The sequence below is a fragment of the Glutamicibacter sp. MCAF14 genome, from assembly GCF_052114325.1.
Classification (GTDB): domain Bacteria; phylum Actinomycetota; class Actinomycetes; order Actinomycetales; family Micrococcaceae; genus Glutamicibacter; species Glutamicibacter arilaitensis.
Map to the genome: position 1 here is coordinate 442,429 of NZ_JBFREO010000004.1, position 25,904 is coordinate 468,332.

Here is a 25,904-nt window from a genome sequence, read left to right on the forward strand (position 1 = left end):
ACTTATCCTTTGCTGTATTCGGCCAGGTGGACTCCGGTCAGGGTACCGGAGGCAGCAAGATCCTTCGGGGTTCCTTCAAAGACTATGCTCCCGCCCTCGTGTCCAGCCCCCGGGCCAAGGTCAATGACCCAGTCGCTGTGGGCAACGACCGCAAGGTGGTGCTCGATGACAATGACGGTATTGCCTTCATCAACCATCTCATCGAGCAGGCGCAGCATGTTCTGCACATCGGCCATGTGCAAGCCGGTGGTCGGCTCATCCAGGATGTAGGTGCCGGCACCCTGTCCCAGATTGATGGCCAGCTTGATGCGTTGGCGTTCACCACCAGAGAGCGTATTCAAGCGCTGGCCTAGTTTGAGGTAGCCCAGTCCTACCTGATTGAGCCGCTCGAGGACGGGCTTGGCTTTGGGCACGTTGAGCTGCGCCAGTGCTTCTTCCATGCTCAAATCCAGTACTTCAGCAATGTTCAAGCCATCGAAGGTGTATTCCAATACCTCTGCGGTGTAGCGCTTTCCGCCGCACTGTTCGCATGGCAGGGCAACACCGGCCATGGAAGCCAGATCGGTATAGGTGAAGCCAACTCCGTTGCACCCTGGGCATGCCCCAGCCGAGTTGGCACTGAATAATGCTGGCTTGACCCCGTTGGCCTTGGCAAAGGCCGCACGGATCGGATCCATGATCCCGGTATACGTGGCGGGGTTCGAACGACGCGATCCCTGGATGGCGCTCTGGTCCACCACGGCGACATCTTCGCGTTTGGCGATCGTGGAATGGATCAGCGTGGATTTGCCCGAACCGGCCACACCGGTGATCGCGCACATGACTCCGGTGGGGATATCCACTGATACGTTCTTCAGATTGTGCAAGGACGCGCCACGGATTTCCATGGCTCCTTGGGCCTTGCGCGGGTTCTGCTTCAAAGTGGCACGGGTATTGAAGTGCTTCCCAGTCAAGGTATCACCGGCCAGCAGCCCGGCCACGTCGCCGCTGTAGCAAACGGTGCCGCCGTGCGTACCGGCTCCCGGGCCCAAGTCGATCACGTGGTCCGCGATTTTGATGACCTCGGGCTTATGCTCCACCACCAGTACGGTATTTCCCTTGTCGCGCAGGTTGGCCAGCAACCCGTTCATCCGCTGGATGTCGTGGGGATGCAACCCTACGGTGGGTTCATCAAAGACATAGGTGACGTCGGATAGCGCCGAACCCAGATGACGGATCATCTTCACGCGCTGCGCTTCGCCGCCAGACAGCGTTCCTGCCGGGCGGTCAAGGGAGAGATAGCCCAAGCCCAAATCCACCATGGACTTGAGCACTGCCTTCAAATTCGCAATCAGTGGTGCGGCATCCTCGTGCTGGACCTTTTCCAGCTCGTCGAGCAATTCGGTGACCTGCAGTGCAGTCATGTCCGCGATGCCCAGATCATTGATCTTCGACGCACGCGCTTTTTCGCCCAGGCGGGAGCCGTCGCAAGCAGAGCACGGGGCAGTAGTGGAGATCCGCTCGATCCATTCGCGGATATGAGCTTGCTTGATCTCGCGCCCGGAATGGATGTAGTTGGACTTGATGCGCGTGATCAGTCCCGAATAGCTCATGTTGGCCCCATTGAGCTTGACCTTGCCTGCTTCTTCATAGAGCAGGCGGTCAAGCATCGGCTTGGGCATATCGCGCAGCTTCAAATCCAGATCAGGCTCGGTGCCTGCAGTCAGTGTCTGCCACAACCACGCGCCAGGAGCGAAGTTAGGTGCCGTGATGGCCCCCTCATTCAGGGTCTTGTCCCAATCCAGCAGCTCATCAAGGTCAATGCTTGCTTCGGTGCCAAACCCTTCGCACACCGGACATGCACCTTCCCCGAGATTGAACGAGTACGCACCGGCTCCGCCAGCACTGGGGGTGGAATACCGTGAGTACAGCACGCGCAAGAGCGAATAGGCATCGGTTGCCGTGCCAACGGTGGAACGCGAATTCGCGCCCATGCGTTCCTGATCAACCACGATGGCCGCAGAAAGATTTTCCAGCACCTCGACATCAGGCCGGGGCATCGATGGCATGAAACTCTGGATGAACGTCGTATAGGTTTCATTGATTAGCCGTTGGGACTCAGCGGCGATTGTGCCGAACACCAGTGAGGACTTCCCCGAACCGGAGACGCCGGTGAATGCGGTAATGCGCCGCTTGGGGATATCGACGTCAACACCCCGCAAGTTATTTTCACGGGCTTGGCGGACTCGAATCTTCTCATGGCTGTCGGCTGGGTGCTGGCTCATAAACCAAGCCTACGCAGAAAATAGTCGCCAGACACGTGCGCACTTGGGCAAGCTTGCAATTATGGCCGGGCACGGTGGAGGATCAAACTACGAAAGAATCCACGATTCCCATGCGAGAGCGGAGAAAGCCATGTCAAACAGACCTCGGAAACTAGTGAAGCTCGGCTCGCTGACGGTCCTGTTCGGGTGCCTGGCGCTCGCCGGTTGCGGCAGCACCACCGCTGGCAGTGCCAGCGAAGAACCTTCAAGCCCGACACAGTCCGCTTCGCTGGAAAGCTCCTCACCACAGGCCTCGGCTCCAGAAGCAAGTACTTCGCCTACGGCTGCTGCAAGCTCCAGCGCGGCAGGAGAGTCTGAGCAAACCGAAACCATCGGGGGCCAAGAGCTGGGCAAGCTGCCTTCAAACGCCATTGAATACGCTGATGCCTTGGTGGTTGCCTGGGGCAACGGAAATGAAGCGCAGATGCAGCAGCTGGCCACAGCGCAGGTAATTACCTCCCTGACAGGGCATTCGAAGGAGGGCGGAGCTCACTGGTCGCAAACCAGCAGCGATGCTGGAGCCGGATCGGTATTCGTGAGCTATGAAAATACCGAAGATGGATCGGTGCTCAATCTTCGTGTGCAGAACCAGGTCGTGGGCCAAGGCCATGAACAAGGGGTCGTCGAAGCGAACTTCGAGTAAGCCAAAAATTCTTCACCTGGGCGGGACTGCTTAATTGGGCAAACCCGCCCTGCGGTGGTTAAATCGCCGAAAATTCAATCCGGGATCAACTTATTCGCCACGGTTCGAACGAGTTGGAAGTTCTTGCAGGTTCCTGCTCTAAAACATTCGGCAAACGAGCGTTTTCTCGTAACACATAAATAATTCACAGGATTTCGGTGTATCGAAATTTACGTCTATCATGATTGAGGCGTGTGCCACGACACATCTGTGGCCGCCAACAGAGCGCTCCGAACCCCAACCGTTTAAAGGACCTCCATGAAGCTGCTTAAAAAAATCCCACTGCTCGGCTGGGTGCTCGTTGCCATCGTGCTCGGTATCCTTCTGGGTCCCGTCATGCCCGTATGGCTTGGAAGTCTCTTCCTGACCTACAACTCGATCTTCTCCGGATTCCTCGGCTTCATCGTGCCGTTGATCATCTTCGGTCTGGTTGCCCCAGCGATCGCTGAGCTCGGCAAAGGCGCCGGCAAGTGGCTGGGTATCACTGCGCTGATCGCGTACACCTCGACTCTTTGCGCTGGCTTGCTGGCTTACTTCGTCAGCCGCTGGCTCTTCACCAAGTCGCTGTCCGGTGGCGGCGTGGAAGAAGTCGGCGGAGGCGAAGGCTCCGGCTTCGCACCGTATATCTCGCTGGTCGGCGAAGCTGGCGATGGCGCCACCGAAATCGTGCTGACCCCGCTGATGGGCGTCATGACCGCGCTGGTACTCGCCTTCATGCTGGGCCTGGGCCTGACCGCCTTCCGCTCCACCGTGCTCTTCCGCGGCACCGTCGAATTCCGCAGCATCGTGGAAATGGTGATCCGCAAGATCATCGTCCCGGCTCTGCCGCTGTTCATCTTCGGCATCTTCCTGGATCTATCCGCTGCCGGTGATGCTGTGGTCGTCGTGCAGAAGTTCTTGTTCGTCGCCGTGGTCTCCTTCGTGCTGACCCTCGTAGTGCTGCTGGTGCAGTACACGATTGCCGGCGCCATGAACAAGCGCAACCCGCTGTCCGCGCTGTGGGGCATGCGCAATGCCTACTTCACCGCATTGGGTACTTCGTCTTCGGCAGCCACCATTCCAGTGACTCTGGAATCGGCTAAGAAGAATGGCGTCTCCGATACCGTCGCAGGCTTCGTAGTGCCACTGTGCGCCACCATCCACCTGTCCGGTTCGATGACCAAGATCACCTGCTTCTCGATCGCAGTTCTGCTGCTGACCGGCGGCGATGTTTCCTTCACTGCGTACTTGCCATTCATCTTGATGCTCGGCGTCATGATGATCGCGGCTCCTGGCGTACCAGGTGGCGCAATCGCTGCGGCCGCTGGCCTGCTGACCCAGATGCTGGGCTTCGGCGAGGTCGAGGTCGGCTTGATGTTCGCTGCCTACATCGCACTGGACAGCTTCGGCACCGCGACCAACGTGACCGGCGACGGCGCGCTGGCCATGATCATGCACAAGCTGACCAACGGCAAGCTCGGCGCCCAGCCCCAGGATCCTGAGGACGAGGTCGTAGAGCTAGCCGATGGCACCGAAGCTGCGGACCACAAGCTGGCCTAAGCAGTTCCCTGCACTCGCATCAGCATCGATGCCCGGTACCGCCTCTTGATCAGGCCGGCACCGGGCATCGGTGCTTTTCTTTGCCTGAATACTTCAGGGCAAAGCAAAACCCGCCCTTCGCTCAAACCTTGATCGGTTTGCGCGAAGGGCGGGTTTTGCCTATTGGCCTATGGCCTGGAAAGCACTAGATCCACATGGCCGGATCGATGTACTCTGCCGGGTCCACCGCTGGCTTGCGTTCATCAGGACGGCGTTGGCGGTTCTGTGCCGGGATGCCGGTGACGATGGAGCCTTCAGGTGCATCCTTGACCACCACAGCGTTGGCTCCGATGGCTGAATCGGCACCAATGGTAATTGGGCCCAAGACCTTTGCCCCGGCACCGATGACCACGCGGTCTCCGATGGTCGGATGGCGCTTGACCTTGGCCAGCGAACGCCCACCGAGGGTCACCCCGTGGTACAGCATGACGTCATCGCCGATTTCGGCGGTCTCGCCAATGACGATGCCCATGCCGTGGTCAATGAAGAATCGGCGGCCGATGGTGGCACCTGGATGGATTTCAATGCCGGTTAGTGCGCGGTTTGCCTGGGACAGCAAGCGGGCTGGCCACTTCAATGAGGGGTTCTGCCACATCTTGTGGGCCAGGCGGTGCATCCAGATCGCGTGCAGTCCGGAATACACGAAGAAGTTTTCGGGATCGCTTCGCGCTGCTGGATCATGTTGGCGTGCGTTGGCCAAGTCCTCACGCAGGCGGGAGAAAAAACTCATGAATACTACCTTAGTGGTTTCGGTTCGCTCCGGGAGAACCCGAAGATGTCACACAGCAAATCGGCGCGAGCTGCACCATTCAAGGATCTGCCTATAGACCCAACGGTGGCTCGCGCCGATTTATTCTGTTTGCGCAGATTCAATTAGCCGCGGATGTCATCGAACAGCAGGGTGGAGATGTAGCGCTCACCGAAGTCAGGGATGATTGCAACGATCTGCTTGCCGGCGTTCTCTTCGCGGGCTGCGATCTGTACCGCACCCCACACAGCGGCGCCAGCGGAGATGCCGCCCAGGATGCCTTCCTTGACACCCAGTGCGCGAGCGGTGGAAACCGAATCCTCGATGCTGGCATCCAGAACTTCGTCGTACAGCTCGGTGTCGAGAACCTCTGGGATGAAGTTCGCGCCCAGGCCCTGGATCTTGTGCGGGCCTGGCTTGCCGCCATTGAGGATTGGCGAATCCTTTGGCTCAACGGCCACGATCTTCAGGTCAGGGTTCTTTTCCTTCAGGTAGCGACCTGCACCGGTGATGGTGCCGCCGGTACCGATGCCGGCAACCAGAACGTCGACCTTGCCCTCGGTATCAGCCCAGATCTCTGGACCGGTGGTGTCTGCGTGTACCTGTGGGTTGGCGGTGTTGGCGAACTGCTGTGCCCAGATGGCGTTCTCGGAAGTCGCTACGATTTCTTTGGCCTTCTCCACTGCACCGCGCATGCCATCGGCACCCGGGGTCAGTACGATTTCAGCACCGAAAGCGCGCAGCATGACGCGGCGCTCGGTGGACATGGTCTCAGGCATGGTCAAGATGACCTTGTAGCCGCGGGCTGCGCCAACCATGGCCAGGGCGATACCGGTGTTGCCGGAGGTGCCCTCGACGATGGTGCCGCCTGGCTTCAGTGCGCCAGAAGCCTCGGCTGCATCTACGATTGCTACACCGATGCGGTCCTTGACGGAGTTAGCTGGGTTATAGAATTCCAGCTTCACCGCGATGTTGCCGGCCAGGCCCTCGCCGACGCGGTTCAGCTTCACCAGTGGGGTGTTGCCKACTACTTCGGTGACGTTGTTGTAGATCTTGCCCATCTTGTATGCAATCCTTACGTGAATCTATGCAGCCGCACTTAGTTGCGGCTAAATAATTACCGGTATCTGGCCTAAGCGCCCGATGCCGTTGAGGTTCATAACTAACCCTAATAGGCCAAAAGCATCCCTAAGCTTCGTTTAGCCATTGAGCGTAATATTTCCTGACTTTTGCAAGTTTTGGATCGATAATCACCCTGCAATAGCCGACTTCTTGGTTCTCGGAGTAATAATCCTGATGTATTTGCTCCGCAGGATAGAAATCTTTCGACTCTTCCATGGTGGTCACGATCGGGTTGGGGTATACGCCGGCGAACTTCTCAATGGCAGCCTCGAATTGTTCACGCTGCTGTTCATCAAGCGGGAACATGGCCGAACGGTACTGGGTACCTACGTCGTAGCCCTGGCGGTTCAGGGTAGTTGGATCATGCACGGTGAAGAACATGTCCAAGATGACTTCGGCCGGAACGACCTGAGGATCGAAAATTACGGCAACGCCCTCGGCATGGCCGGTGGTTCCGCTGCAGACTTCGCGATAGTTCGGATCCGTGGTGTGTCCACCGATATATCCGGAAATCACCGCGTACACGCCGCGGGTTTTCTGATACACGGCATCCAAGCACCAGAAGCAACCGCCGGCGAGGACGAAGGTGGTCAGCTTGGTGTCCTGGATGTCCAGAGAAGGGCTGAATTGATGTGGTGACTGAAGGCTGAGAATACTCACATAGTTCACAACGTTGCGGCGTTGCATTCTGTTCCATCATCAGCTGAACCGCGTAGGGTGGTTGGTATGCAGAGCAAGGCAAATAACTCGCAAGACCCGGGGAAGAACACCGAATCCCCGGATGCCGCAAAGCTCAAGACCGTTACCGATGAGCAGGCCGAGCAGCCGGTGGAAGACACCACGGTTGCCCAAGCCAGCTTGGGGAATGTACTTGAAGCAGCGGAAGAACTTTGGCCTAAGTCATTGGCTGAAGACTGGGACGCCGTGGGTCTGGTGACCGGGCGTACCAGCCAGAAAATTTCCAAGATCGTGATGGCTGTCGACCCGACGCTGGAGGTGATTGAGGATGCAATCGAGCGTGGGGCCGATTTGCTGATCACTCACCACCCATTGCTGCTGCGCGGGGTAACCCAAGTTGCTGGCACCAGCTTCAAGGGCGAGGCCATTCACCGTCTGATTGAATCAAGCACCGCATTGCTGACCGCGCATACCAACGCCGACAGTGCCATTGGGGGAGTCAACGATGCTCTTGCTGATGCCTTCGGCCTGAAGGAGTGCGTACCTCTGGTTGAGTCCAAAGATGGACTGCCAGAAGAAGGACTGGGCCGGGTCGGCTATTTGGACAAGCCGATGAAGCTCGAAGATTTTGCCGAACGTGTCTACACCGTGCTGCCGGCGGTTGCCGGCGGCGTACGCGTGGCCGGGGACCGTACCGGAATCATTCGGAAGGTCGCACTCTGCGGAGGTGCGGGTGATTCCCTATTCGACGCGGTGCGCTCGCATCAAGCCGATGTTTACGTCACCGCAGATCTGCGCCACCACCCAGCCAGCGAAGCACGCGAAGCTGCCGATGGCGGGTTCCCGTACCTGATCGATGTTTCGCACTTCGCCTCGGAATGGGTCTGGCTCTCAGCCGGTGCCCGCGCCTTGGGTAACGTGCTCAACGATCTGGGCCACTCGGTGCAAATCGAGGTGTCCCAAATCAACAGTGATCCATGGGACTTCGTCCTGACTCCATAGGCAGCCCAACATGTTGCATCATCTGGAGATCTGGGTAGAGGATTTGGCAGCCAGCAACGCTTCGGTGGGCTGGCTGCTGGCCCGCCTTGGCTATGAAGTGCAATCCACCTGGGCCAGCGGCATCAGCTATGCCCAGGGCGATTTTTATATTGTCTTGGAATCGGGTCCGGATGTAGTGCCGCAACGTCATAATCGAGTGGCCCCGGGGATGAACCATATGGCTTTCAGCGTGCCTGGTACCGCCGAGATGGATCAGGTGACCGAAGAAGCACAGGCTCACGGATTCACGCTGATGTTCGCAGATAAGCACCCGCATGCCGGGGGAGCCGGGCACTATGCTGCCTATCTGGAAGATGCGGCTGGATTTGAAATAGAACTGGTAGCCCAGCCCTGAAAAAGCTGTGGGAGTCAAGCAATTTTTGCTTCACTCCCACAGCTTTTTGTTTCGTGGCTACACGGCCTTGTTCACCGTGGTGAACTGGTGATCCTCAGGCAGCAGGATATTCAGCGCCAAACCCTTCTTATCCTGAACCAGGGAAGCATCCCATTTGGCCTGGATGAGCTTCAGTAGTTCTCCAGGGTTTTCCGGTGCGACAGGCTGCTGGACAAGGAAACGGGAGACCTCGCCCCGGGTGTGCTTCGCGAAGTGCGAAACCACCTTGGGGGTGCCATTGCGCAGCTGGAACACGTTAACGGCAACCTGGTTGCAGTTGCTCGGCTTGTAGGCGGCAGCGTAGGTGCTGGAACGGGCATCGACAATCAGCTGATCCGCGGCGGCGGCATCCAGCACCGGGGTCAGGCGCTTCTTCCACCAGCTGGCCAGCTTGCCCAGCGGTTCAAGCTTCGCCGACATCGACAGGCGGTAGGGAGGGATGCGATCGCCGAAGCGCACCGCGCCCCATAGTGCGGAGACCACGATGATCGATTCATCGGCACGCTGTGCGGAGGCCTGATCCAGCGAGGCATAGTTCAGGGCTTCGAACAGCACACCGGAATAGATATCGTGGGCGCGAGCTGCCGGTTCGTTGTGCAGGGAAATGTTGCGGGCTACTTCCTTAGCCAGCGAGGCGCCGACCCCCAAAACCGACATGGCATCTTCGCGAGCTGAAACTTCGGCCAAGGCATCAAGCACCTGGCGTCGTTCCTGTTCAAGCTCCGGGAAGGATAAATCGGCAAAGTCGAACGGGGAGCCTTCAGTGTGGGCGGTCTTGCCTTCGGAAGGCGGCAGCAAAATAAGCACGCTTTTTAGCTTATCTGAGATTGGCGGCGGCTTTTTGCAAGGGACCTCTCCTGTTTGGCACCCTGGCTCTGTACTGCCTGGGCACCGGTGGCTAGGCTGGGCTAATGCACCCGCGCCGGGTCCACACCACGCCAGCAGAAGCCAGCTAGGAGAAGCCATGCAGCGCAATCCGCAGCCCGCCACCGATTTCGATGTGATTGTCATCGGCGCTGGTCCCGCCGGGGAAAACGCCGCTGATTATGCAGCCAAACAAGGACTGTCGGCAGCCATTGTCGAGTCCGAGCTGGTGGGTGGTGAATGCTCGTATTGGGCCTGCATGCCTTCCAAGGCGTTGTTGCGCAGTGGCCAGGTGCTGGCAGCGGCGCAACGGGTGCCTGGAGCTGGCCAAGCAATCACTTCCACTCTTGATGTATCTGCGGTGCTGGCCCGGCGCGATGCCTTCACGAGCAACTGGGATGATGACGGCCAAGTGCAATGGCTGCGCTCTGCGGGCATTGAACTGCTGCGCGGCCACGGGCAGCTGGTGGCCCCGGGCATAGTGGCTGTGGGAGGACGCGAGTACCGGGCCCGCGCCGTGGTGCTGGCCACCGGATCCATCCCGGTGCTGCCGCAAATTCCTGGACTGGCCGAGGCGCAAGCATGGGGTACCCGCGAAGCTACCGCAGCCAAGAAGATTCCGCCGCGGCTGGCAATCATCGGTGGCGGGGTGGCCGCAGTGGAGATGGCCTTCGCCTTCAACTCACTGGGATCAGCGGTCACCGTGCTCTCGCGCGGTGCGCTGCTGAGCCGAGAGGAACCTTTCGCCGGACAGATGGTGGCCGCAGCCTTGGAAGAACAGGGCGTCGAGGTGCGTATCGGTGCCACGCCCTCAAAAGTGTCCCGGGACGCTCAGGGAATCGTGCACCTCGACTTCGCTGAGGGGAGCGCCGTGGCGGCCGATGAGCTGCTGGTGGCCACGGGCCGCCGCGCAAATACCTCGAATCTGGGATTGGAAGCCGTGGACTTGGACCCGGCGGCGATTGACGTTGATGACACGTTGCGGGTCTCGGGGACCGACTGGCTGTACGTGGTCGGCGATGCCAACGGGCGAGGCCTGCTCACCCACCAGGGCAAGTACCAGGCGAGAGTCGCCGGCGAGGCGATCGCTGCCCGGTTGTCCGGGGCCGAGGTGCAGGACGCCAAATGGGGCCGGCATGCGGCCACGGCAGATCATGGGGCAATCCCGCGGGTGGTGTTCACCGATCCGCAGGTCGCTGCCGTGGGCCTGACCGAACACGCAGCGAGAGCCCAGGGACTTGGCATCAAGGTCATCGAACATGATTTGGGTGCCATTGCCGGAGCCAGCTTGCATGCTGATGGGTATACGGGGCGTGCCAAGCTGGTGATCGACCGGGAACGCGGTGTAATTCTCGGGGCGAGTTTCGTGGGGCAGGATGCGGCCGAGCTGCTGCATGCTGCCACCGTGGCAATCATCGGCGAGGTTCCGTTGGAGAGGCTGTGGCATGCGGTCCCGGCCTACCCGACGCTGAGCGAAATCTGGTTGCGGCTGCTGGAAACCGAGCGCTTCGGGTAGCGCCAGTGTGGCCAGTGGCTCACGGCGGTGGTCAGCGCCGGGAAACTCGCGGGGCTAGAATGGTTAATGAATGGGATGGCCAGACGGTCGCGTGGCAAGTTATTGTCCCGAGGAACGTCCGGGCTCCGCAGAACAGGGTGGTGGGTAACGCCCACTCGGGGTAACCCGCAGGCTAGTGCCACAGAAAATAGACCGCCAGGTTTCCTGGTAAGGGTGAAACGGTGGTGTAAGAGACCACCAGCGCCCCAAGTGATTGGGGCGGCTAGGTAAACCCCACCCGGAGCAAGGTCAGACAGACTGCGTTATGAGGGCTGTTCGCCCCATGCAGTCGGGTGGACCGCTAGAGGCTGCCGGCAACGGCAGTCGTAGATAGATGACCGTCCCGCTTCGGCGCGACAAAACCCGGCGTATCGGCCATCCCATTCACACTCTTCCTTCCCGCGATTGCGCCGGCATCAGCCCCTAATGCGCTGGTGAGATGATTCACAATCCGTAGCTCTCAGAATTTCTGCGCACGGTCTAGAATGGATCATGTACTTACGAGGATGATCCTGTTACCTCGTACCACCGCAAAAGCAATGGTGCTTCCCACGGTGCCAACCGACTTTATGGATCTGCGAGTCGGCTGAATTGGAAGGATTTTCTGTGACCCAGCAGTCTGTCGTTGCCCAGCAAGAATGGAGCGGGCGCGAAGAGCTCGCCGAGGCCATGATCCCACTGATCGGACGTCTGTACCGCAAGAACAATGTGGTGACCTCCGTCTACGGCCGCAAGCTGATCAACCAGTCCGCCATTGACATCATCAAGGCCCACCGCGTGGTGCGCCGCATCGATGGCGAAGAACTTGACCTGAATGACACCAAGGCCATCCTGGATGCCATCGAGACCCTGAATGTTGGCTCGGTTGCCGTTGACCTCGGTCGCGTGAACAAGAAGTTCAAGGAATCCGGATCCGCTGATCTGAACGCATTCCTCACCGAAGAATTGGGCGAGAAGGTTGGCCAGGCTGGCGCAACCGACGCAGAACCACAGGACGTAGTGCTCTACGGCTTTGGCCGCATCGGCCGCCTGCTGGCTCGCATTCTCATCGAGCGTGGCGGCTACGGCCTGCGCCTGCGTGCCATCGTGGTCCGCAAGGGCTCGGATGATGACATCGTCAAGCGCGCTTCGCTGCTGCGCCGCGACTCGGTCCACGGCCGCTTCGAAGGCTCGATCACCGTTGATGAGGAAAACAGCACGATCCTCGCCAACGGCACCCTGATCAAGGTCATCTACTCGAACGACCCGACCACCGTTGACTACACCGCACACGGCATCGACAACGCCATCGTGGTGGACAACACCGGCCGCTGGCGCGATGAGGCTGGCCTGTCCCAGCACCTGGCCGCCAAGGGCGTTTCCCGCGTCCTGCTGACTGCACCGGGCAAGGGCGATCTGAAGAACATCGTCCACGGCATCAACGATTCGTGGATCACCGCAGATGATAAGATCGTCACCGCTGCATCGTGCACCACCAACGCCATCACCCCAGTGCTCAAGGCCCTGAACGACAAGTTCGGCGTCATCCACGGGCACGTCGAGACCGTTCACTCGTTCACCAACGACCAGAACCTGATCGACAACTTCCACAAGGGCGAGCGCCGCGGCCGTTCGGCAGCGCTGAACATGGTGATCACCGAAACCGGTGCCGCCAAGGCAGTAGCCAAGGCCCTGCCGGAGTTCGAAGGCAAGCTGACCGGTAACGCCATCCGCGTACCGACCCCAGATGTCTCCATGGCGATCTTGAACCTGAATCTGGAAAACGAGACCACCAAGGAAGAGCTCAACGCCTACCTGCGTGAAACTTCGCTGACCTCCAGCCTGCACAAGCAGATCGACTACATCGATTCGCCTGAGGTTGTCTCCACCGACTTCGTTGGCTCGCGCCGAGCCGGCATCGTTGATGGCCTGGCCACCATCGTGACCGGCAAGAACGCTGTTGTCTACGTTTGGTACGACAACGAGTTCGGCTACTCCTGCCAGGTTGTGCGCGTCATCGAATCGATGGCCGGCACTCACCCAGCAGCAGTTCCAGCTTTGAAGGCTGAAGCCGTCACCGTCTAAGACCTTCCCGGTTTTATGCCAAAGGGACCTTCTCCAACGCTTTACGCGTCGGAGAAGGTCCCTTTGTGGTTCAACGGCTGCTAGCTCGCGATGGATGAGGAACTGTTCTTCGCCTCGCGTGAGCGCTGGGCCCCGTCATCGGCAATGATGTTGCCGTAGACCAGCCCCTGGCCGATAGTGGGGCCGGCGCCTGGGTAGACCTCGCCGAAGATATTCGAGGCAGTATTTCCCTGGGCGTAGAGACCTTGGATCGGCGAATCATCTTCGCGCACCACTACGGCCAAGCTCGTCGCCCAGGATTTCGTGCTGGTTGACCAATGGGTCACCGGGCGCCATGAACCGGCGCAGCCCTTGGCAGAGCTTTTGCGCAGGTACCTTGCTTCCCATGGGCCAGCAACCATCCGCGATGCTGCCTGGTCCTCGGGGCAAACCCTCAGCGATATGCGAGCAGCCAGCCAGACACTGGAAGAAGATCTCATCAGCGTAGGCAAGGATGAACGCGGCGAGGACTACTGGGTGATAGCCCAAAGCCTGGCACACGTAGTACTTCAGCCGGGGCGAGCATCCTAGCTACCGTTGCGCCTGCGTGGACCCTTCGATGAGTACTGCCTGGGCTATGGCACGCGCACCCTGGTAGCTGATGAGCAGATGACAGCGCAGATCCTGCCGGGCAAGAACGGCATGTTCCTACCTTTCTGGCTGCAGGAGGGGAGGGAGGCAAAGATCTTGAATGCAGAAACAGCGCCGACCGATAGTATCGGTGCGGCGCTGCATCAGCGGTATCTGGACTTCAAGACCGCTCGCTAGACGGCCAAGTCGCTAGTGCCCGAATGGATCCTCATCGCTACCCGGCAACCAGGTATTGCCCGGTACGCCCCAACCCAGAGCCTTCTTGGCCTTCTTCCAGCGCTTCTCCCAACGTGGCTGTAGCTTATCCACGTAGAGGCAGCCATCAAGATGGTCGTACTCGTGCTGCATGATGCGGGCGAACCAGCCATGAGCCTCGAAAGAGATCGGATTGCCGAACTCGTCAAAGCCTTCCACCTTCGCATAGTCTGCGCGCTGCAGCGGGTAGTTCAAGCCGGGAACCGACAAGCAGCCTTCTGAGTCCTCATCAGGGTGCGCAGGAGCCTGCGAAACCTTGGAGAGGGTCAGCTTCGGGTTGATCACCACGCCGCGTTCGGGCGCATCGTCCTGATCGGCGAATACGTAGGTGAACATGCGCAAGCCCAGACCGATCTGCGGAGCTGCAAGGCCGACGCCATGCGCTTCATCCATGGTCAGGTGCATATCGGCAACGAGCGCGCGCAACGCGTCATCAAACTCGGTTACCTCAACGGCACGCTTGTGCAATACCGGTTCGCCGTAAACAGTGATCTGCCGAATAGGCACGTGATCAGTTCCTTTCAAAAGTTCTTAGAGTGCTCGTCCAATAGTTTCACGCATGATCTCGCTTGTGCCACCGAAGATGGTCAGCAAGCGCGAGGCAGTGAACGACTGGGCAATCGGGTACTCCATGATGTAGCCATAGCCGCCATGCAGCTGCAATGCCTTATCGGAAAGCTTTTTCGCGCTCTCACTAGCCCAAAGCTTCACCTCGGCGGCATCGGAAGCATTCAGCTCACCCTCATTGAAAGCCAAGACCGCACGGTCAACGAAGCTCTGGGTGACATGCGCCTCAGTTTTCAAATCAGCCAGCTCAAAACGCGTGTTCTGGTATTCGGTGAGTACCTGGCCGAAGGTCGAGCGGTTCTTCGTATGCTCAAGCGCCTGCTCGAAGGATGCAGAGCAGATCGCCGATGCGGCCACGGCGAGAGCCAAACGAGCCTGGGGCAGCTGCGCCTTGACATAGGACAGGCCCTGGCCGACTTCACCAACAAGATCCGTCGCAGAGACGCGAACCTCGTCAAAGAACAACTCAGCGGTATCTGAGGCGCGCAGGCCCATCTTGTCGAACGGCTTGCCGTTGCTGTAGCCCTCGGAACGCTCAACCATGAACAGCGAGAAGGAATGCGCGCCGGCCCGCGAGCTCTCGCCATCGGTACGCGCAAGCACTAGCGACGCATCGCCAAAGGCCGCATTGCCGATGAAGGTCTTCTGCCCGCTGATCAGCCAGTCATCGCCATCGCGCACCGCCTTTGTGCGCACCGCACGCAGGTCAGAACCCGCGCCAGGCTCGGTCAGCGCGCAGGAGGTGATGGTAGAGCCGTCCACCATGCGTGGAAGCCACTTAGCCTTCAGATCCGCAGAGCCGTAGTTCAACAGGTAAGGCAGGACCAAGTCATCGTGCAGGTGGAAGGACAATGCCACGGCCAAATGGCCCGAGCGCACGAACTCCTCATCAAGCACTACGCGGAAACGGTAGTCATCAATCCCCATGCCACCGAATTCTTCAGGCACGGCAAGACCCAGCAGGCCGTTCTCGCCGGCAGACTGCCACACCTCGCGAGGAATCTGGTGGTCCTTCTCCCACTGGGCGTATTTGCCGGAAATCTCCCGGGCGTTGAACTCGGTAGCAAGTTCACGGAACTGCTCGTGGTCCTCTTCGAAGAGCGCGCGTTTCACAGGGGGAGTACCTTTCGGTGTATAGAACGAAGGCATAAAGCTCACTGGCTTGCCGAAGTACATCATCCATTATGGTCGCTGAAGCCAAATGATGCCTATTCGCCGGGGCAAAGAACGATTCAAGTCACTAATTAACGCCAAAAGTCTCGAAAAACACGGGGTTAGACCCCAAAGCGTCACTCGTTCGAACAAAGATTCGAATCTATGTTTCAAACCGCCGAAATATGACTTAATCGCACTCTACGAGCCTCATGCGCTCGCCGGTAGGTTCGAACATTCAGTCCAAGCACCGACTTTGGAGAACAGTTCGCGACCCGATTGGATATTCACGTGTACTTGGCCGGATCCGTAGCCGACACGACAGCGGCCAGCGGCATGCTTCTCCGTGTCGAGTCAGGCGAATTGGTCTACGGGAACCCTGCAGCTTACTCTGACGTCAGGTTTGCAGGGCAAGTGCTTTTATTCGGCGATTTCGCCGAGGACGGCTTGGCGGTATTGATGTCGGGCAAGTGGGTCTGCTCCCGTGCCTGCTGGAGGTATCCGGCCTGGACTTGCTTCGGATTGGGCACCTCTGCTTGCCACCCATGTCAGTGGAAACGAAAAAGACCTGGTTCAGAATTCTCATTCTGAACCAGGTCTTTGACTCTGGGGTGAGTAACGGGGTTTGAACCCGCGACCTTCTGGACCACAACCAGACGCTCTACCGACTGAGCTATACCCACCATGTTTACTTCGATACTAGTCAGAAGCGGTAGTGCTAATGATTTTGTACCGGGCAACGAGAAATACTATACACGTATCCGAACCTGAAATACCAATTCGTTCGGCGTCATCGATGAGTTTGTGACCGGACGCTCACTATTTGTGACCGTCAGCGTGATGATTGATGCTGTTCTGCCCTGCCGGATCGTATTCAAGGCTGGCCAAATGGTTACTCGAATCAGGCTCGGGGGAGAGCACCCGGAGGAGGCTGGCCATGCACTGGTGGCGCATAGAGTATGCGCTTGAGATGCCGGTGACTGATTTTCACAATCTCTGCCACAGCTGCGCATTTATTCTTGGCCGACCGGGCTGGTGGCGTGCACTAAAAAGAGCTGGATAAGCAAAAGACTCGATCCGGAACTTTCGTTCTGAATCGAGTCTTTATCTCTGGGGTGAGTAACGGGGTTTGAACCCGCGACCTTCTGGACCACAACCAGACGCTCTACCGACTGAGCTATACCCACCATGTTTACTTCGACACTAGTCAGATCACTTTTGCGAGCTGTTTCCGTATCTGGCAACGAGAAATACTATACACACAATTCTTAGCTCGATGCCAATCAAGAGGCCCCTGAAGTGCTGTGCAGTGCGTCACCTGCGTTTCAGGGGCCTCAAGAAGAAGCTAGTTTGCGCTTTCGCTGAGCTGATCGGCAATCTTCTTGGCCTCATCAGAGGTCGGGCCTGGAGCTGGAACCATGATGGCATCGCGGTAGTAGCGAAGCTCATTGATCGAATCCTGGATGTCACCGAGCGCCCGGTGGTTTCCGGTCTTAGCTGGTGCGCTGTAGTGCGCCTTCGGGAACCAGCGGCGGCTCAGTTCCTTCAAGGTCGACACATCGATAATTCGGTAGTGCAGGTGTTCGATGACCTCAGGCATATCGCGCGCCAAGAAGTTCTTGTCGGTGCCCACCGAGTTGCCGCCCAGCAATGCCTTGTTCGGTTCCGGAACGTGCTTCTTGATGTAGTCGATCACCAAGCGCTGCGCTTCATCCATGGCTATGCCGTTCTCCAGCTCGGGCAGCAAGCCGCTGACCACGTGCATGTTGCGAACGAAATCATCCATCTGCGCCAGGGCTGCCGGCTCAGGCTTGATGACTACCTGAATGCCTTCATCGACGATCTGAAGATCCGAGTCGGTAATGAGTACTGCTACTTCGATCAATGCGTCATTAACCAGATCCAATCCGGTCATCTCGCAATCGATCCATACAATTTTTTCTGAATTACTAGCCACGTAACCAATCTACACTTCAGTGAACGCTGTGGGGGAGCGCACCTCGGCAACGGGGCAGAATAACAGTGTCTCAACCGGATTGTGCGCATTGTCAATGCTAAAATCATCTGAGATTTCCGGCTGTTGAAACGCCACGCCTGCAAGGGCAAAGCAACTACGACGCTGGCTTAATTACTCTCGAACTCAAGTCCGCTACAGCCCGAGGTGTCAGTGTGTCAGCCAGCAAGCCAGCAGTGAGCTCTCCGCCCTACGCTGGAGTGAATAGGACCATTCTCAGCGGCGTCATCGGCTCCTCCCTGATCCTGTTCGGGTCCTTCGGCACAGGTTGGCTGGCCAGCGTATCCCCGCTGAACCGCGACCCTTTCTTCATCATGCTGCGCACCGAACCAGCAGGCGTGATCACTTGCGTCATCCTGCTGGCACTGGGCTGCTGGATCCTCTTCCGTTCCTGGTGGCGTCTGGGGCAGAAGCTCAAAGGCTGGGGCGAAGGCTCGCTGAAGGTGGTGCGCAAGGCAGTCTGGCTGTGGAGCATCCCGATGCTGGTCACCTTGCCGATCATGAGCCGCGACGTTTTTGCCTACATTGGCCAGGGCCGGTTGGTAGATGCGGGACAGGATCCCTATGTAGACGGAATATCCTCGCTGAACAACTGGTTCCAGCTGGGAACCGACACCATGTGGGCCCAGGACGGAACTCCCTACGGCCCGCTGTACCTGAGCATTGAATGGCTTGTAGTCAATATTGTTGGTGGCTCCACCGATGTGGCCATCCTGGCCTTCCGCGCCATTGCCTTCATCGGCGTGCTGCTCTGCCTGCATTTCGTGCCGAAGCTGGCCGAACTGCATGCCGTGCCAGGGGCCAAGGCCACGTGGATGACCGTGGCCAACCCGCTGTTCCTGGTGAACTTTGTCGCCAGCGCCCACAACGACTCGCTGATGACAGGACTGGCCGTATGGTCGGTCTACCTGGCGTGCAAACGCTATGGCTTCTGGGCCATTGTCGTGCTCGCGGCCTCGGTAGGCGTCAAGCCAATCACCTTGGTGCTGCTGCCATTTATCGGCCTGCTCTGGGCCGGCCCTGAGGCAAAATGGCCGCGTCGGATCCTCTACTGGTTCTACACCGGCATGCTCTTCCTGGCCTTGATGACTTTCGTAGGCTGGCTCAACGGCTACTGGTTCGGCTGGCTCTCGGTCATGCTCAACTACACCGGTGCCGGTTTCTCGATCTACGCACCACTGGGCCTGGCGACCATTGGCATCCAGAACATCTTCAATTCCTTCGGACTGGAATCCGGCGGCGTGCTCGACGTGGTCAAGACCGCTGGCCGTTTGGTCGGTGTGGCCATCGCCTTCATCCTGATGTTCCGCGGAAAGTATTCGCACCTGGTCCAGCGCATGGCCATCGCCTTCGCCGCAATTGTCGTGCTCTCTCCAGTGATCCAGCCGTGGTACCTGCTGTGGCTGCTGCCGTTCTTCGCAGTCACCGGCCTGCGCGATGACTGGCAGATGCTCTGGCTGCATCTGACAACGATCTTCTTCCTGGCCTATCAGGCCGCCGACCAGATCTTCGTCTGGCAGTTCCTGCAGGAGTCCTTGGTGCCGCGGATCCAGATGATCTCCTGGTGCATTTCCATCGCCTGCGCCGTATACCTGGTCTTCTTCGATCCCAAGACCAAGAACATCTGCCCTGACCTGCTCAGCTCGACCAACTGGCTGAAGAGAACCAAGGAAGCCTAGTGGGAGTGCAAGAGCGAAAGCTCGAAGCCAACCGCCTGAGCCTGAGCTCCTTGGCATGGCAAGGTTTCAGCGCTTCGGCGCTGGTCACCATTGCCTCCTGGGGTGTCGGGTGGTTCCCGCGCAACCAGCTTTCCCCACTGGCACGCACCGGGTTCTTCATCGAATTCCGCACCGATGCGATCGGCGTGATCAGCTGCATCGTGTTGATGGCACTGGGCATTGTCTGGCTGACCCGATGCTGGATTCTGGCCCGCCCCTGGGTGCAAACCGCCGGGGAGATCACCGGCCGCCAGCTGGCCAGGATCCTTGCCATGTGGTCCGCACCGCTGATGCTCAGCTTCCCGATCCTCAGCCGTGACGTCTATTCCTATCTGGCCCAGGGCCGGATGCTGCATGCGGACAAGTCGCCCTATGCTGAAGGCATCTCCGCGCTGCCGGGCTGGTTCGACGGCGGATCCGATGGCCTGTGGGCGCAATCGCCTTCGCCCTACGGACCGTTCTTCCTGGTGATGGCCCGCATCATCTTCTTCGCCTCGAACGGCATTCCCGAGGTCGGGGTGGGACTGCTGCGCATCATCGCGGCACTGGGAGTCTGGGGATGCTATCACTTCACAGCCAAACTGGCCCAGAAGATGGGACAGAGCGCCAATTGGGCCAACTGGGCCATCGTGGGCAACCCGCTGTTTTTGCTGACCATGATCGGTGGCGTGCACAACGACGCGCTGATGATTGCCGGTGTCTTCAGCGCCTTCGCCTACGCCTATGATCGCCGGCCGATAGCGGCCACGATGGCACTGGCCATTGCCGTCTCGGTGAAGCCGATCGTGCTGCTGGCTCTGCCGTTCATCGGGTTGATCTTGCTGGGCAAGAACCCGACCATGCGCCAACGCTGGAAAATCTGGGCCAAGGTAGCGGCCATGTCCCTGACCTGGCTGCTGCTGATCGGGGCAGTCACCAACCTCTGGTTCGGCTGGCTGCTTGCAATGTTCACCGCCGGGGATGCGGCCTTCCCGTATGCGCCGGTGGGGCTGATCGGCTGGCTGGTGAGCAACCTTGCCGGAGCGCTGGGCGGAGATATCTCGCTGGTCAACTCCATCGTGGTGGGCATCTTCCAGGTCATTGCGCTGATCATCATCGCGCGCTTGGCGCTGGCAAAGGATATCTCCAACCCGGTACGCCTGGCAGCTTGGGCGCTGTCGGCCGCAGTGCTGCTGGCGCCGATCATCCAGCCTTGGTACATTCTGTGGCTGATGGCCCTGTTCGCCATTTCGCACAGGGTCTCCTGGGGATCGGAAAAGCTGATGATCCATGTCTCCAGCATGATCCTGATAGCCGTGTTCGTGGACCAACTGTCCATTGAGCAGTGGCATTCGGCCTGGATCATGAAATCGCTGGCCGGGGTGCTGGCCCTGGGGCTGTTCATCGGCCTATTCACCGCGGATCGCAAAACCAGGCATGTGCTGCGCGGACCTAAAGCACCTAAAGCATAGCCAAGGTCACATGGCCCGGCACAGCTGCTCATAGGCTTCATCCGCTTAGATAGAAATATGCAAACGATGTTCTGGCCCGCAACTATCGCCATCCTCGGTGGTGCGCTGTTCTTGGGTGCTGCCGGCATCTTCCTGCTTGCAGTCCAGTACCGGCGCCACGGCCGGTTGTCATGGCGCCGGACGATCACCACGTCGATGGCCGCTGTGTACGGGTTCGGCCTGTTCAGCTACACCATGCTGCCGCTGCCTGAAACCCGCGACGCCTATTGCCGTCCGGGCGTGGCCATCCCGCAGCTGGTCCCGGGCCGGTTCCTCGATGATTTCAAGGCGACGATCGTCGAACGCGGGCTAACTGGCTTTGCCACCAGCTTCACGCTCTGGCAGGTACTGTTCAACATCATCTTGTTCATGCCGCTGGGAATTCTGGCGGTGCGCTGGCTTCGCTCAAACATCTTCACCGGGCTGATCCTGGGCTTCGCAGCCTCATTGGCTATCGAGCTGACCCAGTACACCGGCATCTGGGGTCTGTACACCTGCGCCTACCGCGTGGCTGATGTCGATGATTTGATCGTGAACACCACCGGTGCGCTGATGGGCGCCATCATCGCCTACCTGCCAATCTTCAAATTCCTCTCCGGCCCGGTCGAAGCAGACGCTGCAACGGCTCCGGCACGTGCGGTCACCCGTTCGCGGCGGATCCTGGCTAACATCTTCGACGCGGCAATCACCACCGGAGTGCTCTTCGGCGTGACCGGCGCCGTGGAATTGTTTGAACGCCTGGGTGGCCCGGTGCTTGATGCACAGTGGAAGAACTTCTGGATCCCGCTGATCGTGGTCGCGTTCACCTTCTGGTTGCCTTCCCTGGCTCCAGGGCGAGCCAGCTTGGGCCAACGCTGCGCGTGGCTGATGCTCACCGATGGGCAAGGGAATCCGGCAAGTGCCAGCCGGGCTCTGCTGCGCAGCCTGCTCGGGTTCGGAGGAATCAACTTCCTTTTCCACATTTCAACCAATCTGGGCGAAATTACCGCATACCCGCTATTGAACATGCTGCTTGTGATCTATATCGCGCTGAGCGCTTTCTACTTCATCTTCGAGGCCAATCACCGCGGGCTTGCCGGAAAAATCAGCTCCACCGGTTTCATCGACCGCCGAGCCCTTTGAATCAGCACACCCCAGCAGTGCACCTCGCACGCTAAAATAGAACGCGGTGGTCTGCGCCTTGTGTGCGGTCCAGCAAACTCGCGTTTGAAGACATACCGTTATAGCTCAAAAGTTAGGTCTGCTCAGCAGCATGGAAGATAAGAAACCAGAGATCCCGGCCGAACCGCATCGCGCCGTACTAGGCACGGCCGTTGGCGCGACGGTCCTCATTGCCGTGGGCGCATTCGTGCTCTCCTTCGCTGCCCTGACCGACTTGGCAGAACGCTCGGGCATCAGCCCGCGCCTGGCATGGATCTGGCCGATCATCATTGACGGCATGATCGTGGCAGCCACCGTGGCCATCGTGGCCCTGAACGGCTTCAACCGCAAGGCCATGATCTACCCATGGTCGCTGCTGTTCTTCGGCGCGATCGTATCCACCGCGGCGAACTCCACCCACGCAATCCTGACCGTGGACTCCATTGAGAATGGCGTCCCGCCACTGGTTTCGGCGCTGGTGGCCGCAATGCCGCCAATCGTCTTGCTGGCAATTACCCACTTGACCGTGCACATGTACCAGAAGAAGTCCGAGGCTGCGAAGCTGCGCGCTGAACTGGAATATGACGAAGCGCAGGAAAACGCCGAGAAATACGGTGTTGCCTACGACGATGGCTACAACGCGGCCCTGACCGACACCAAGACCGCCGAAGATGAGCGCCTGTCCCAGCTGGAGCAGGAACACCAGGATGCGCTGGCCCGTGCCCGCGCCGAAGGAATAGCCGCCGGCCGCTCGGACTCCAAGGTGACTCCGATCAAGTCCAGCGCCCAGCCAGCACCTGCCAAGCCAGCCAAGGCCGCAACCGCACAGCCAGGCGAAGACAAGGCACCATTGTTCGACGACATGGCCAAGCGCCTTTCCCGCCCATAAGCTTGCAGGCACACCCGGCCGGTAAGGCCAGATGAACATAAGGACAGCATTTACACATTCGCTTTAGCACTCAGGAGGCATCAATGATGGATCCAGCTCAGGGCCAGGAACACGACGAATTTTCCGAACAGATTGCGGCCGCCGTTGAGCAGTACAAATCTGTTACCGGCGAGCTGAATACCGTCATGTCGGCCATGAAAGCGAAGATCCGAAGGTTGTTTGCCAACTCCGAGGTGCAACCGCTATTCATCACCGGCCGGGTGAAATCCCCGCAGTCCTTTGCGGCCAAGGCCTCGCGCCAGCTGAAAGAGAATTCCGAGACCGCACCGGTCTTGGAATTCCCCAATCCGCTACGCGAAATCCATGACATGGTGGGCATCCGGATCATCGTGATGCTGCCCCATGAAATCCAGCAGGTGGCCAGCCTGATCAAGTCGCACCGCGACTCCTTCGACTGCCGCAGCGACCGCGAGAAGGATATCGGTTCGGTGGAGTCCGGAACCTACGGCTACTCCTCTCGCCACCTGCTGCTCAAGACCCGCAGCGAACCAATCGTGCGCAAGTTCCAAGAAGCCTTGGGCAAGCCCGTGGTCGCCAGCGGCAATTTCGTCTTCGAAGTGCAGATCCGCACCGTGCTGCAGCATGCCTGGTCCGAAATGGAACACGACATCCGCTTCAAGCATCCTGGCGAAGCCGCCTGGAACCCGCAGATCGACCGGCACTTCACCGCCACCGCGGCGATGCTGGAAACCGTGGAAGACTATTTCACCGATATCGACGAGCTGTACCACCGGCTCAACGGCTACCACGACCAGCAGGGTGCTGGATCCGAGCCGTTGACCGGCGAGAAGATCGGCGAAATCTGGCAGACGCTGCTGCCGCACGTTGACCGCAAGCGCGATGACGACTGGTCCTGGGCCGCCGAGCTGCTCGGTTCCCACGGGATCGACCAGACCTGGCAGCTGGCGCAGCTGCTGGACGCGAACGTGGTCACCGATGTGCGTGCCGCCTTGGACCACCGCTACTCGCCGGGGCCGGACCGCCTGCTTGATGACGTGCTGCTCTGGCGCTTTGGCAAGGACCACATCGAGAAAACCAGCGGCGGAGATCTGCGCCGCGAAGGCTCATTGCGCCGCCGGTTGATCCAGATGAAGGACTACCGCTCGCAGCAGGGCACCAAATAAGCATTGGATATCGAAGCCTGCACCACCACTGACGTGGACGGTGCGGGCTTCGGTGCTTCTAACAGCACAACAAGTCAACTGTTAGTTTGTGCACGTTCGGCCAGCCAACTGGTTGTTGGCCGGTAGACTAGTCAAGTTGCCCAATTTGTGGGCCGCAAAGTTTTATGTACCCGCGTGAAAGGGCCACACCATATGATTTCCGTAGCCAACCTTGAGCTACGCGTCGGCGCCCGCCTGCTGATGGACGAAGTAAACTTCCGCATCGACAAGGGCGACAAGATCGGACTGGTGGGACGCAACGGTGCCGGCAAGACGACGATGACCAAGGTCCTCGCCGGTGAGACGCAGCCGGCCGCGGGCGAAGTGACTTTCAAGGGCTCCATCGGCTACCTGCCGCAGGACCCCAAGACTCCGGACATGGAGCAGCTGGCGCGCAACCGCATCCTCGGCGCCCGTGGCCTGGATGTCGTCGTCACCAAGCTGGCCCAGAACCGCGAGGAAATGGCCAGCGAAGACCCGGCCGTCTCGGCCAAGGCCATGCGCCGCTATGACCGTCTGGAAGCAGAATTCATCGCTGCCGGCGGCTACGCTGCAGAATCCGAAGCGGCCGCTATCTGCGCCAACCTGGATCTGCCGGACCGCATCCTGGACCAGCCGCTGCGTACCCTTTCAGGTGGCCAGCGCCGTCGTGTGGAGCTGGCCCGCATCCTCTACTCGGATGCCGAGACCCTGCTGCTCGATGAGCCGACTAACCACTTGGACGTTGACTCGATCATGTGGCTGCGCGACTTTATCAAGAACTACGCCGGCGGCGTGCTGATGATCAGCCACGACACCGGACTGATGGAATCCACCGTGAACAAGGTGCTGAACCTGGACGCCAACCGCGGCGTGGTGGATGTCTACAACATGAACTGGAAGCGCTACAAGCTGCAGCGCGAAACCGATGAGCGTGCCCGCAAGCGCGAGCGTGCCAACATCGAGAAGAAGGCTTCGGTTCTGCTGACCCAAGCCAACAAGATGAAGGCCCGTGCTTCGGGTGCTTCGGCGGCCCAGTCCATGCTCAAGCGCGTGGACCGCATGCTTTCGGGTCTGCAGGAAGAGCGTGCCTCCGATAAGGTCGCGGCTCTGCGCTTCCCGGATCCGGCTCCTTGTGGCAAGACTCCGCTGATGGCAGAGGGCCTGTCCAAGGCCTACGGGTCGCTGGAAATCTTCAACGATGTGTCGCTGGCTATCGACCGCGGTTCCAAGGTAGTGATCCTGGGCCTGAACGGTGCCGGTAAGACCACCTTGCTGCGCATGCTGGCCGGAGTTTCCGAGCCCGATACCGGCAAGATCATTCCCGGCCACGGCCTGAAGATCGGCTACTTCGCGCAGGAACACGACACGCTGGATCCCGAGGCTTCGGTGCTCGATAACATGCGCCGCAACGCGCCGGATCACCTGAACGACGCAGATGTGCGTTCGATCCTCGGTTCCTTCCTGTTCGTTGGCGATGACGTCACCAAGCCTGCCGGGGTGCTCTCCGGCGGTGAGAAGACCCGTCTGGCTTTGGCCACCATCGTGGCTTCCAGCGCCAACGTGCTGCTGCTCGATGAGCCGACTAACAACCTGGACCCGGCCTCGCGTGCCGAGGTGCTCGGCGCACTGTCCACCTTCCCGGGCGCGGTAGTCATGGTGTCCCACGATGAGGGCGCAGTGATGTCGTTGCAGCCTGAACGCGTGGTCATCTTGCCTGATGGCGACGAGGACCTGTTCAGCGAGGATTACCTTGAATTGGTTTCGCTGACCTAAGTCCTTACCAATAGGGATGATTTCTCATAGGCTTGGCACAAC

The 25,904-nt window shown here is 59.3% G+C and carries 23 protein-coding genes, 2 tRNA genes and 1 other RNA gene; 15 read left to right on the forward strand and 11 right to left on the reverse strand.

The window, feature by feature from the left end; translation table 11 throughout:
• Nucleotides 1-2 precede the first annotated feature (2 nt).
• Nucleotides 3-2,264: an ATP-binding cassette domain-containing protein gene (locus tag AB4Y71_RS09490; protein ID WP_441719945.1), complete on the reverse strand. Its 2,262-nt coding sequence runs from the start codon at nt 2,262-2,264 to the stop codon at nt 3-5.
• Nucleotides 2,265-2,394: 130 nt separating this feature from the next.
• On the opposite strand from AB4Y71_RS09490, the gene AB4Y71_RS09495 reads away from it, so the two are divergent.
• The gene (locus AB4Y71_RS09495) at nt 2,395-2,946 is read left to right on the forward strand and encodes a hypothetical protein (RefSeq protein WP_441687168.1); all 552 of its coding nucleotides are present in this window, start codon (nt 2,395-2,397) and stop codon (nt 2,944-2,946) included.
• 297 nt (nt 2,947-3,243) lie between these two features.
• Nucleotides 3,244-4,524 (forward strand): dicarboxylate/amino acid:cation symporter, encoded by a 1,281-nt coding sequence (locus tag AB4Y71_RS09500; protein WP_287041697.1) that lies wholly within the window; start codon nt 3,244-3,246, stop codon nt 4,522-4,524.
• A gap of 184 nt (nt 4,525-4,708) precedes the next feature.
• Here the strand turns inward: AB4Y71_RS09500 and epsC are convergent, their stop codons facing one another.
• The 3 genes from epsC to msrA all read right to left on the reverse strand — a co-directional run bounded on the left by epsC (nt 4,709) and on the right by msrA (nt 7,027).
• Nucleotides 4,709-5,293, reverse strand: a complete 585-nt coding sequence (gene epsC, locus AB4Y71_RS09505) for a serine O-acetyltransferase EpsC (RefSeq protein WP_134780263.1) — start codon at nt 5,291-5,293, stop codon at nt 4,709-4,711.
• Nucleotides 5,294-5,436: 143 nt separating this feature from the next.
• Nucleotides 5,437-6,372, reverse strand: a complete 936-nt coding sequence (gene cysK, locus AB4Y71_RS09510; RefSeq protein WP_134780262.1) for a cysteine synthase A — start codon at nt 6,370-6,372, stop codon at nt 5,437-5,439.
• Nucleotides 6,373-6,499: 127 nt separating this feature from the next.
• Nucleotides 6,500-7,027: a peptide-methionine (S)-S-oxide reductase MsrA gene (msrA, locus tag AB4Y71_RS09515; RefSeq protein ID WP_441720587.1), complete on the reverse strand. Its 528-nt coding sequence runs from the start codon at nt 7,025-7,027 to the stop codon at nt 6,500-6,502.
• A gap of 132 nt (nt 7,028-7,159) precedes the next feature.
• On the opposite strand from msrA, the gene AB4Y71_RS09520 reads away from it, so the two are divergent.
• Both AB4Y71_RS09520 and AB4Y71_RS09525 read left to right on the forward strand, forming a co-directional pair.
• Nucleotides 7,160-8,113 carry a Nif3-like dinuclear metal center hexameric protein gene (locus tag AB4Y71_RS09520; RefSeq protein WP_441719950.1) on the forward strand — a complete coding sequence of 318 codons (954 nt, stop codon included), beginning with the start codon at nt 7,160-7,162 and terminating at the stop codon, nt 8,111-8,113.
• 10 nt (nt 8,114-8,123) lie between these two features.
• Nucleotides 8,124-8,507 (forward strand): VOC family protein, encoded by a 384-nt coding sequence (locus AB4Y71_RS09525; RefSeq protein WP_441719953.1) that lies wholly within the window; start codon nt 8,124-8,126, stop codon nt 8,505-8,507.
• Between the two features lie 57 nt (nt 8,508-8,564).
• Here the strand turns inward: AB4Y71_RS09525 and AB4Y71_RS09530 are convergent, their stop codons facing one another.
• A complete protein-coding gene (locus AB4Y71_RS09530) occupies nt 8,565-9,353 on the reverse strand; it encodes a YaaA family protein (protein ID WP_441719956.1) in 789 nt (262 codons plus the stop codon).
• 157 nt (nt 9,354-9,510) lie between these two features.
• Here AB4Y71_RS09530 and AB4Y71_RS09535 point away from each other — a divergent pair, with 157 nt between their 5' ends.
• The 3 genes from AB4Y71_RS09535 to AB4Y71_RS09545 all read left to right on the forward strand — a co-directional run bounded on the left by AB4Y71_RS09535 (nt 9,511) and on the right by AB4Y71_RS09545 (nt 13,029).
• Nucleotides 9,511-10,926, forward strand: coding sequence for a dihydrolipoyl dehydrogenase family protein (locus AB4Y71_RS09535; RefSeq protein WP_441719959.1), 1,416 nt, complete (start codon nt 9,511-9,513; stop codon nt 10,924-10,926).
• A gap of 71 nt (nt 10,927-10,997) precedes the next feature.
• Nucleotides 10,998-11,352: RNase P RNA component class A (gene rnpB, locus AB4Y71_RS09540), an RNA gene on the forward strand.
• Between the two features lie 219 nt (nt 11,353-11,571).
• Complete coding sequence (locus AB4Y71_RS09545; RefSeq protein ID WP_441719962.1) at nt 11,572-13,029, forward strand: glyceraldehyde-3-phosphate dehydrogenase; 1,458 nt, start codon at nt 11,572-11,574, stop codon at nt 13,027-13,029.
• A gap of 80 nt (nt 13,030-13,109) precedes the next feature.
• Here the strand turns inward: AB4Y71_RS09545 and AB4Y71_RS09550 are convergent, their stop codons facing one another.
• Nucleotides 13,110-13,313, reverse strand: a complete 204-nt coding sequence (locus tag AB4Y71_RS09550) for an FAD-binding protein (protein WP_219724405.1) — start codon at nt 13,311-13,313, stop codon at nt 13,110-13,112.
• 19 nt (nt 13,314-13,332) lie between these two features.
• Between AB4Y71_RS09550 and AB4Y71_RS09555 the strand changes: the two genes are divergently transcribed.
• Complete coding sequence (locus tag AB4Y71_RS09555) at nt 13,333-13,599, forward strand: DNA glycosylase AlkZ-like family protein (RefSeq protein WP_441719966.1); 267 nt, start codon at nt 13,333-13,335, stop codon at nt 13,597-13,599.
• Nucleotides 13,600-13,605: 6 nt separating this feature from the next.
• Complete coding sequence (locus tag AB4Y71_RS09560; protein ID WP_441719968.1) at nt 13,606-13,836, forward strand: hypothetical protein; 231 nt, start codon at nt 13,606-13,608, stop codon at nt 13,834-13,836.
• Nucleotides 13,837-13,848: 12 nt separating this feature from the next.
• Here the strand turns inward: AB4Y71_RS09560 and def are convergent, their stop codons facing one another.
• From def to orn, 5 genes are all read right to left on the reverse strand, one after another.
• Nucleotides 13,849-14,421, reverse strand: coding sequence for a peptide deformylase (def, locus tag AB4Y71_RS09565; protein WP_441719971.1), 573 nt, complete (start codon nt 14,419-14,421; stop codon nt 13,849-13,851).
• A gap of 24 nt (nt 14,422-14,445) precedes the next feature.
• A complete protein-coding gene (locus AB4Y71_RS09570; RefSeq protein ID WP_287041692.1) occupies nt 14,446-15,594 on the reverse strand; it encodes an acyl-CoA dehydrogenase family protein in 1,149 nt (382 codons plus the stop codon).
• 646 nt (nt 15,595-16,240) lie between these two features.
• A tRNA-His gene (locus AB4Y71_RS09575) sits at nt 16,241-16,316 on the reverse strand.
• 428 nt (nt 16,317-16,744) lie between these two features.
• Nucleotides 16,745-16,820: transfer RNA gene (locus tag AB4Y71_RS09580), tRNA-His, on the reverse strand.
• 158 nt (nt 16,821-16,978) lie between these two features.
• Nucleotides 16,979-17,590, reverse strand: coding sequence for an oligoribonuclease (gene orn, locus AB4Y71_RS09585; protein WP_441719974.1), 612 nt, complete (start codon nt 17,588-17,590; stop codon nt 16,979-16,981).
• 233 nt (nt 17,591-17,823) lie between these two features.
• Here orn and mptB (AB4Y71_RS09590) point away from each other — a divergent pair, with 233 nt between their 5' ends.
• From mptB (AB4Y71_RS09590) to AB4Y71_RS09615, 6 genes are all read left to right on the forward strand, one after another.
• The gene (gene mptB / locus AB4Y71_RS09590) at nt 17,824-19,326 is read left to right on the forward strand and encodes a polyprenol phosphomannose-dependent alpha 1,6 mannosyltransferase MptB (protein WP_223261494.1); all 1,503 of its coding nucleotides are present in this window, start codon (nt 17,824-17,826) and stop codon (nt 19,324-19,326) included.
• Nucleotides 19,326-20,816 (forward strand): polyprenol phosphomannose-dependent alpha 1,6 mannosyltransferase MptB, encoded by a 1,491-nt coding sequence (mptB, locus tag AB4Y71_RS09595; RefSeq protein ID WP_441719977.1) that lies wholly within the window; start codon nt 19,326-19,328, stop codon nt 20,814-20,816. The genes mptB (AB4Y71_RS09590) and mptB (AB4Y71_RS09595) overlap by 1 nt, the downstream gene beginning before the upstream one ends.
• Nucleotides 20,817-20,882: 66 nt before the next feature.
• Nucleotides 20,883-21,977 carry a VanZ family protein gene (locus AB4Y71_RS09600; protein ID WP_441719979.1) on the forward strand — a complete coding sequence of 365 codons (1,095 nt, stop codon included), beginning with the start codon at nt 20,883-20,885 and terminating at the stop codon, nt 21,975-21,977.
• A 130-nt stretch (nt 21,978-22,107) separates the two neighbouring features.
• Nucleotides 22,108-22,884, forward strand: a complete 777-nt coding sequence (locus tag AB4Y71_RS09605) for a DUF2637 domain-containing protein (protein WP_013348935.1) — start codon at nt 22,108-22,110, stop codon at nt 22,882-22,884.
• 83 nt (nt 22,885-22,967) lie between these two features.
• The gene (locus AB4Y71_RS09610) at nt 22,968-24,068 is read left to right on the forward strand and encodes a GTP pyrophosphokinase (protein ID WP_441719981.1); all 1,101 of its coding nucleotides are present in this window, start codon (nt 22,968-22,970) and stop codon (nt 24,066-24,068) included.
• A gap of 192 nt (nt 24,069-24,260) precedes the next feature.
• The gene (locus tag AB4Y71_RS09615) at nt 24,261-25,862 is read left to right on the forward strand and encodes an ABC-F family ATP-binding cassette domain-containing protein (protein ID WP_013348937.1); all 1,602 of its coding nucleotides are present in this window, start codon (nt 24,261-24,263) and stop codon (nt 25,860-25,862) included.
• Nucleotides 25,863-25,904 lie beyond the last annotated feature (42 nt).

Excerpts from the sequence above, each read along its gene's own strand:
- AB4Y71_RS09490 (WP_441719945.1), bottom strand. The coding sequence starts at position 2,264 with ATGAGCCAGCACCCAGCCGACAGCCATGAGAAGATTCGAGTCCGCCAA.
- AB4Y71_RS09495 (WP_441687168.1), top strand. The coding sequence starts at position 2,395 with ATGTCAAACAGACCTCGGAAACTAGTGAAGCTCGGCTCGCTGACGGTC.
- AB4Y71_RS09500 (WP_287041697.1), top strand. The coding sequence starts at position 3,244 with ATGAAGCTGCTTAAAAAAATCCCACTGCTCGGCTGGGTGCTCGTTGCC.
- epsC (WP_134780263.1), bottom strand. The coding sequence starts at position 5,293 with ATGAGTTTTTTCTCCCGCCTGCGTGAGGACTTGGCCAACGCACGCCAA.
- AB4Y71_RS09520 (WP_441719950.1), top strand. The coding sequence starts at position 7,160 with ATGCAGAGCAAGGCAAATAACTCGCAAGACCCGGGGAAGAACACCGAA.
- AB4Y71_RS09525 (WP_441719953.1), top strand. The coding sequence starts at position 8,124 with ATGTTGCATCATCTGGAGATCTGGGTAGAGGATTTGGCAGCCAGCAAC.
- AB4Y71_RS09535 (WP_441719959.1), top strand. The coding sequence starts at position 9,511 with ATGCAGCGCAATCCGCAGCCCGCCACCGATTTCGATGTGATTGTCATC.
- AB4Y71_RS09600 (WP_441719979.1), top strand. The coding sequence starts at position 20,883 with ATGTTCTGGCCCGCAACTATCGCCATCCTCGGTGGTGCGCTGTTCTTG.
- AB4Y71_RS09605 (WP_013348935.1), top strand. The coding sequence starts at position 22,108 with ATGGAAGATAAGAAACCAGAGATCCCGGCCGAACCGCATCGCGCCGTA.
- AB4Y71_RS09610 (WP_441719981.1), top strand. The coding sequence starts at position 22,968 with ATGATGGATCCAGCTCAGGGCCAGGAACACGACGAATTTTCCGAACAG.
- AB4Y71_RS09615 (WP_013348937.1), top strand. The coding sequence starts at position 24,261 with ATGATTTCCGTAGCCAACCTTGAGCTACGCGTCGGCGCCCGCCTGCTG.